Annotated in this window: 5 protein-coding genes; all 5 read right to left on the bottom strand. The window is 68.5% G+C overall.

All coding sequences use genetic code 11. The features are described 5' to 3' along the window. Positions 1-288: 288 nt before the first annotated feature. A complete protein-coding gene (locus ACN22W_RS38780) occupies positions 289-1,308 on the bottom strand; it encodes a cyclase family protein (RefSeq protein WP_419690305.1) in 1,020 nt (339 codons plus the stop codon). After that, a complete protein-coding gene (locus ACN22W_RS38775; RefSeq protein WP_412025673.1) occupies positions 1,305-2,786 on the bottom strand; it encodes an MmgE/PrpD family protein in 1,482 nt (493 codons plus the stop codon). Before ACN22W_RS38775 ends, ACN22W_RS38780 begins: the two co-directional genes overlap by 4 nt. Continuing rightward, entirely contained in the window at positions 2,783-3,655 is an 873-nt protein-coding gene (locus ACN22W_RS38770; RefSeq protein ID WP_419690304.1) for an HpcH/HpaI aldolase/citrate lyase family protein, read from the bottom strand. Before ACN22W_RS38770 ends, ACN22W_RS38775 begins: the two co-directional genes overlap by 4 nt. Then, positions 3,652-4,890, bottom strand: coding sequence for a CaiB/BaiF CoA transferase family protein (locus tag ACN22W_RS38765; protein ID WP_419690303.1), 1,239 nt, complete (start codon positions 4,888-4,890; stop codon positions 3,652-3,654). The genes ACN22W_RS38770 and ACN22W_RS38765 overlap by 4 nt, the downstream gene beginning before the upstream one ends. Before the next feature lie 102 nt (positions 4,891-4,992). Further along, entirely contained in the window at positions 4,993-6,156 is a 1,164-nt protein-coding gene (locus ACN22W_RS38760; RefSeq protein ID WP_048246560.1) for a zinc-binding dehydrogenase, read from the bottom strand. Between the last annotated feature and the right edge of the window lie 14 nt (positions 6,157-6,170).

The raw sequence follows: 6,170 nt of genomic DNA, 5'->3' as shown, positions 1-6,170 counted from the left end.
GCGACCATCCACTAAACAGGTTAATCACCGCCTCCGATTACAATTGCGAAATTCTGCAATCGGAGCAATCCCCAGATATTTAGTGCAATGCACAAGAATAGTCCAATCTTGACGTATCTATATTTTTAGGTATCGGACGATATTGGTTAAGTTTTTAAATTAATGGGTCCGTTTCGTGTCGATTCTTCTGGATACCGTGCCAATCGGCCATTTAATTCGCGATTTTCGCAACCCGGTCACGTTGCAAAAAAATGCGGGCGGCCGCCGCCACAGCCGCCGCCCGCAGGCTCAAACGGTCGCGACAGGATTCGCCGGCGCGCCGACCAGGCCGCGGATATGCAACGGCGGCGCGGTCAGCAGAAACCGGTTCCGGCCATGCGCATGCAGCCAGTTCGCGAGCGGCGTCAGGTGCCACAGCTCGCCGAGGTGAATGCCGAGCTTGAACAGGCACAGCTCGTGCAGCGGCATCAGCGCGCCCGGCCGCGGGAGCGGCTGCGCATTCTGCGGGCGTTCCTCGATCGCATGGTTGTCGGCCACGAGCGCGGCCAGCCCCGATTCGTCGATCCATTGCAGCAGCCGCGCATCGCTGCTGTCCAGCACGCACGCGCTCGCGACCGTCGCCGGCGATCCGCCGTCGTCGTTCAGCAGCAGATCGGCGAAGCCGGTGTGAATGCAGACGATGTCGCCGCGCTCGACCTGCACGCGGTCCGCCTCCATCACCTGCATCAACTGCGCGAAGCCGACCTTCGTGCGCGCATCGCCGAAATGACGCCGCAGGTCGATCAGCACGCCGCGCCCCTGCACGCCCGTCTGCGCCATCACCTCGATGCCGAGCGCGCGCGCGCCGCCCGTCGCGTCGCCTTCCTGCGGCGCCCGCAGATGTTCGCCCATCCGGAAACCGTTGTAGAACACGATTTCAGGCACGCCGTCGTCGTCCGCGTCAAACACGCCGCCCACGTGTGACAGGCCGTCCCATTGCGTCGAGAACTGCGAGTGCATGCAGAACGAGTCGTCGCAGACCACATCGGTTGCGTTCGCAACCTGTTCGTCGGCCCGATAGCCGAAGTACGGCTTGTCGCCGAGCAGCGCCGGCATGATCGCCGGCGGCCGGCGCCGCGCGTTCAGCCCGCCGCCGCGCGGCACGTCGAGCGGCAGGCTCAGCGAGAACGACAGCCCTTCCCGGACTTCGGCGACGCCCTGCCGCACCTTGTCCGGCGTCAGCCAGTTCAGCCGCCCCTTCTGGTCGTCGGGACCGAAATCGCCCCAGTTCGAGCCGGGCGGCCGCTTTTTCCAGCGCGGTGCATTCAAGATCGGTGTCCTCCTTCAGTACCTGACGTCAGCGCCGCAAGCCCGTCGAGCGGCGCATCGTCGGCGAGCGCCTGTACCGCGTCGCGCAGCGCGAGCGCGCGCTCCATGCCGAGCGCCGAACTTGCCGCCAGCACGAATTTCGCGGTGAGTTCCTGTTCGGTCAGCGGCCGCGAATTCGTACCCTTGCTCGACTCGATCCGCACCTCGCGCACCTGCCCGTCGCGCAGCTCGACGCGCAGCACGGCCGGCAGGAAGTTCGGAAAGCGCGTGTCGCACCACGGATCGGCCACGCAGCGCACCTTCGCGGCCAGCGCGCGCCGTGCGGGGTCCTGCGCAAGCGCATCGTCGAAATCGTCGAACCAGACGCCGAGCCCGCCGCCGCCGAGCAGCGCCGCCGCGACCGTGTACGGACCCGAGAACGCCGCCGCATAACCGGTCGGCGGATTCGCCTTCAGCTCGGCCGGCTCGCCGATCGTGCGCAGCGTCGACGTCGCGACCCGCAGCTCGGCCGACACCACGTCGTCCGCCGTCACGCCTTGCGCCTTCAGCTGCAGCGCCGCGTCGATGCCCGGATGCGTGAAGTGGTTGCACGGATAGGGCTTGAAGATGATCCGGCTCGTCTCCCATTCGTCGCCGAGGCCGCGCAGCACCGCGTCGACGTCGGCGAGGTCGCCGCACCACGCGTGGAAGAAGCCGAAGCGGCCTTCGAGCGCGGTCGGCGGCGCGGTCACGCCCGCGCCCGCCAGTTCCGCCGCGCTCACGCCCGCGTGCGCCGCCCAGCCGCAGTGGATCCGCTTTACCGAGCCGCCGGTGCGGTTCGCTTCGAGCAGGCCCGCGCCCATGCTCGCGGCAATGCCGAGCGCCGCCGCGATCTGCGCGGCGTCGAGCCCGAACAGCATCGCCGCGGCCGCCGCCGCGCCGACCGTGCCGCAGATCGACGTCGCGTGCTGGCCGCGCTCGAAGAACACCGAATTGCCGAGCCGCTCGTTGTAAGCGGCGACACCGAGCCGGATGCACACCTCGGTGCCGACCGTGATCGCATCGAGCAGCGCCGCGCCCGACGCGCCGCTCGCCTGCGCGGCGGCGAGCGCGGCCGGAATCACGGACGCGCTCGGATGCAGCACCGAGCGCATGTGCGAATCGTCGAAATCCATCGCATGCGCGAGCGTGCCGTTGACGAGCGCGGCGCTCGCGGCCGGCAACCGGTCGGGCGCGCCGATCACGCTCGCCGGGCCGGTGCCGCCCCAGCGCCGCGCGACCTGCAGCACCGACTGCGCGACCGGTTCGTCGTGCGCGATCAGGCTGTTGCCGACCACGTCCAGCACGCGCGCGGCGGCCTCGACGCGCAGCCTGCGTTCCAGCCCTTCGGCGCGCACCTCCGCCGCAAAGCGGCCGAGCGCGCCGACGATGCCGTCGGGCGGCAACGGCCGGTTCGTCGCGGCCGCCGCCGGAGCGGAAAGCGTTTCGGGGGTGCTCATGCCAGTGCTCCACTGAGTCGAAGATTGTTCGCGAGCGCGAGCGTCACGCGTGCGTTGGCGATCAGCGGCGGCGCGACCACGCGGCCGTCCGGCAGCACGAACACCGACGACGCCGAGGCCTTGCCGGCCGCCGAATCGACCGCTTCGAGCACGCGCTCGGCCGCGCGGATCTCGTCCTCCGACGGCGTGAACACCTCGTTGATCACCGCGAGCTGCGACGGATGAATCGCGAAGCGGCCGAGGAACCCCATCGATTTCGCGCGCAGCGTCGATTCCTTCAGCCCGTCGAGATCGGGCAGCGTGTGATAGACCGTCTGGATCGGCCCGTTCAGCCCCGCCGCGCGCGACACGACCACGCAGCGCGCACGGCACACCTCGAGCGTGAAGTTGTCGACGCCGATCTGCAGGTCCGCGCGCAGGTCGCTTTCGCCGAGCCCGATCCGTTCGAGCCGCGGCGACGCGGTCGCGAGCTGGTAAGCCGTCTCGACGCCGTACGCCGACTCGATCAGGATCTGGATGCCCGCGTCGCAGCCGAGCGTGTCGAGCCAGCCCGCGACCTCCTGGATATGCTGCGGCAGATCGCATTTCGGCAGGCGCAGCGCCTGCAGTGCCGGCTGCGCAATCGCCTCGACGTCGTCGCGACACCACGGGCTGCCGATCGGGTTGATCCGCACGTAGGTCGGCTTCGGCGGGCCTTCCGCGAGAATCGCGGCGGCCGCCTGGCGTGCCTCGGCCTTGTGGCTGGCCGGCACGGCATCCTCGAGGTCGAGCACGATGGCATCGGCTTCGCTTGCATACGCCTTTTCCACCACCTGCGCCTTGTGCGCGGGCACGTAAAGGTAACTGCGGTAAGTTGCGCTGGTTTTCATAGAACCCCTCGTTCGGTCAGATCGGCGATCTCGCGCCGTTCCAGTCCCAATGCGCCGAATACTTCGTCGTTGTGCGTGCCGCGCGCAGGTCCTCCCCAGCGGATCGCGCCGGGCGTGTCGGACAGCCGGAACGGCACGTTGTGCGTGCGGAACGCGCCGAGCTCCGCGTCGGGCACCGACACGACCGAGCCGAGTGCCGCGTACTGCGGATCGCGCAGCACGTCGGCGACGTCGTAGATCGGCGCGACCGCCGCCTGCGCGCGCTCGAATTCGGCGATCACCTCGTCGCGCGTGCGCTGCCCGATCCAGCCGCCGACCGCCGCATCCAGCTCGTCCGCATGCTGCGCGCGCTCGGCGCCGTTCGCGAACCACGGTTCGTCGATCAGGTCCGCGCGGCCGACGAGGCGCATCACGCGCTCGGCGATGCTGTGCGCCGACGTCGACAGCGCGACCCACTTGCCGTCCGACGTGCGGTAGACACCGCGTGGCGAGTTGTTCGGCGAGCGATTGCCGGTACGCTCGGGCACCCGGCCCGTCTGGTCGTAGCTCGCGACCTGCGCGCCCATCGCGGCGAGCATCGTCTCGATGATCGCGAGATCAACGACCTGGCCGCGCCCGGTGTGCTCGCGCGCCTTCAGCGCGGTCATGATCGCGAACGCGGCGGTCAGCCCCGCGACCGTGTCGGCAAGCGGAAACGACGGCAGCAGCGGCGGCCCGTCCGCCTCGCCGGTGATCGACGCGAGCCCGCTCATCGCCTCGGCCAGCGTGCCGAAGCCCGGCCGGCTCGCATACGGGCCAAACTGGCCGAAGCCCGTCACCCGCACGAGCACGAGCCGCGGGTTGATCGCGGACAGCACGTCGTAACCGAGCCCCCAGCGTTCGAGCGTGCCGGGCCGGAAATTCTCGACGACCACGTCCGCCTGCGCCGCCAGTTCGCGGAAGATCCGCTGGCCGTCGGCCGTGCCGAGATTCAGCGTGACCGCCCGCTTGTTGCGCGCGAGCACCTTCCACCACAACGGCACGTCGTCGCGACGCGCGCCGTACTTGCGCGCCGGATCGCCGTCCGGATGCTCGACCTTGATCACGTCGGCGCCGTAGTCCGCGAGCATCGTCGCCGAGAGCGGGCCCGCGAACAGCGTCGCGGCATCGATCACGCGAATGCCGTCGAGCGGCGCCCGTTTGGAGGCGTCCGGCGCCGCGCCGGCGTCGACGTCCCCGATTTCCACAGTGGCCATGCCGTTCTCCAGTCAAATGGATTGCACGGCGCGCCGCGCGCCGACATCGTCTGCATGACTAATCAACATGCGAAGATGCGGGCGCGGCGCGCGACCTGTCGCTCAGACGGCGTTGATCCGGTAGATCGGGAAATACGTCTGGATCTTCCCGTTCAGGTAGTCGGACGCGAGCTTCGGCACCTCGTCGAAATCGAAGATTTCGGTCGGCTCCTCGCCGATCCAGCCGCTCGTTTCCTGGAAGTCGCGGATCGTGATGCTGTCGTCGTAGCGCCACGCATGCGTGTGGATGTGCAGGCGGCGGTTGATGCACTCCGTCGCGCGCAGGTTCCACAAGCGCATCCCGGTCTTCCAGCCGACCGTCGTGACGATGCCGGTGCGGCCGACCACGCGCATCGTCGAGCGATACAGCGCGCCGCCGAGGTTGTCGAGAAAGATCGCGACGCCGCGGCCGCCGCTCAGTTCCGCGATCGTCTCCGCGAACACGCGCTCCGACTCGCGATAGCTCGCCTGATACTCGGGATCGGTCTTGTAGCGCTCCTCGTCATACGCGAGATTCGGGAACTTGCGGCGATCGACCGGCGTGATGCCGAGCTTCGCGAGCTCTTCGAGGCGCCGGTCGTTGCTCGCCGTCATCGCGACGCGAAAGCCCTCGCGCTTCGCGAGCTGCAGTTCGGCGAGCGTCGTGCCGCCGCCCCAGCCGAACACCAGGTAGTCGGCCGGATCGACGTCCGGCAACTGCGAGCGCCAGCACGCCGACGCCACCTTCCAGTTGTCCCACGCGGTGAAGTAGCGGCCGTACGTCGCCCATTGCAGCAGCGAATGCCGGCTGTCCGTCGGCACCGCCACGAGGTTGTCGGCACGCATCTTGGTCCGCTGCGCCATCACGCCGATCGTGCCCGGCGCGTCGTATGCGTAGACGAGTTCGGCAAACCCGTATTCGTCGCGCTTGCCGAACGGCATCACCATGCAGATCTCGCCTTCCTTCAGCGTCTTCACGCCGCGGCCGCGCTCGACGATGCGCACCAGCGCACCGTTGCCGAGCACGATCTTGTCCTCGCGGCGCTGCCGGCAGATGTCGACCGGATTGCGCGACAGCGCATGGTCGAGGTTCGCTTCCCACGATCCGTACAGCGGCTCGACCAACACCTCGTCGGCTTCCAGATCGGAGAATTCGAAGGTTTCGCGACGCAGCTCGCCCGCCACGGGCGCCTGCTTCTTGCTCGGTTCCGGTCCTGCGTAAAGAACCCATGCATCGGTCTTGATCATCGTCATGCCTCGTT

Origin of the sequence: Burkholderia theae, assembly GCF_048565265.1 — a bacterium.
GTDB lineage: Bacteria > Pseudomonadota > Gammaproteobacteria > Burkholderiales > Burkholderiaceae > Burkholderia > Burkholderia theae.
Note: the sequence above shows the minus strand (reverse complement) of the source record. Positions and strands in the feature narration are given on the sequence as shown.

Bases quoted from the DNA above. Each gene is read 5' to 3' on its own strand.
- ACN22W_RS38765 (WP_419690303.1), bottom strand. From the start codon at position 4,890: ATGGCCACTGTGGAAATCGGGGACGTCGACGCCGGCGCGGCGCCGGAC.
- ACN22W_RS38770 (WP_419690304.1), bottom strand. From the start codon at position 3,655: ATGAAAACCAGCGCAACTTACCGCAGTTACCTTTACGTGCCCGCGCAC.
- ACN22W_RS38775 (WP_412025673.1), bottom strand. From the start codon at position 2,786: ATGAGCACCCCCGAAACGCTTTCCGCTCCGGCGGCGGCCGCGACGAAC.
- ACN22W_RS38760 (WP_048246560.1), bottom strand. From the start codon at position 6,156: ATGATCAAGACCGATGCATGGGTTCTTTACGCAGGACCGGAACCGAGC.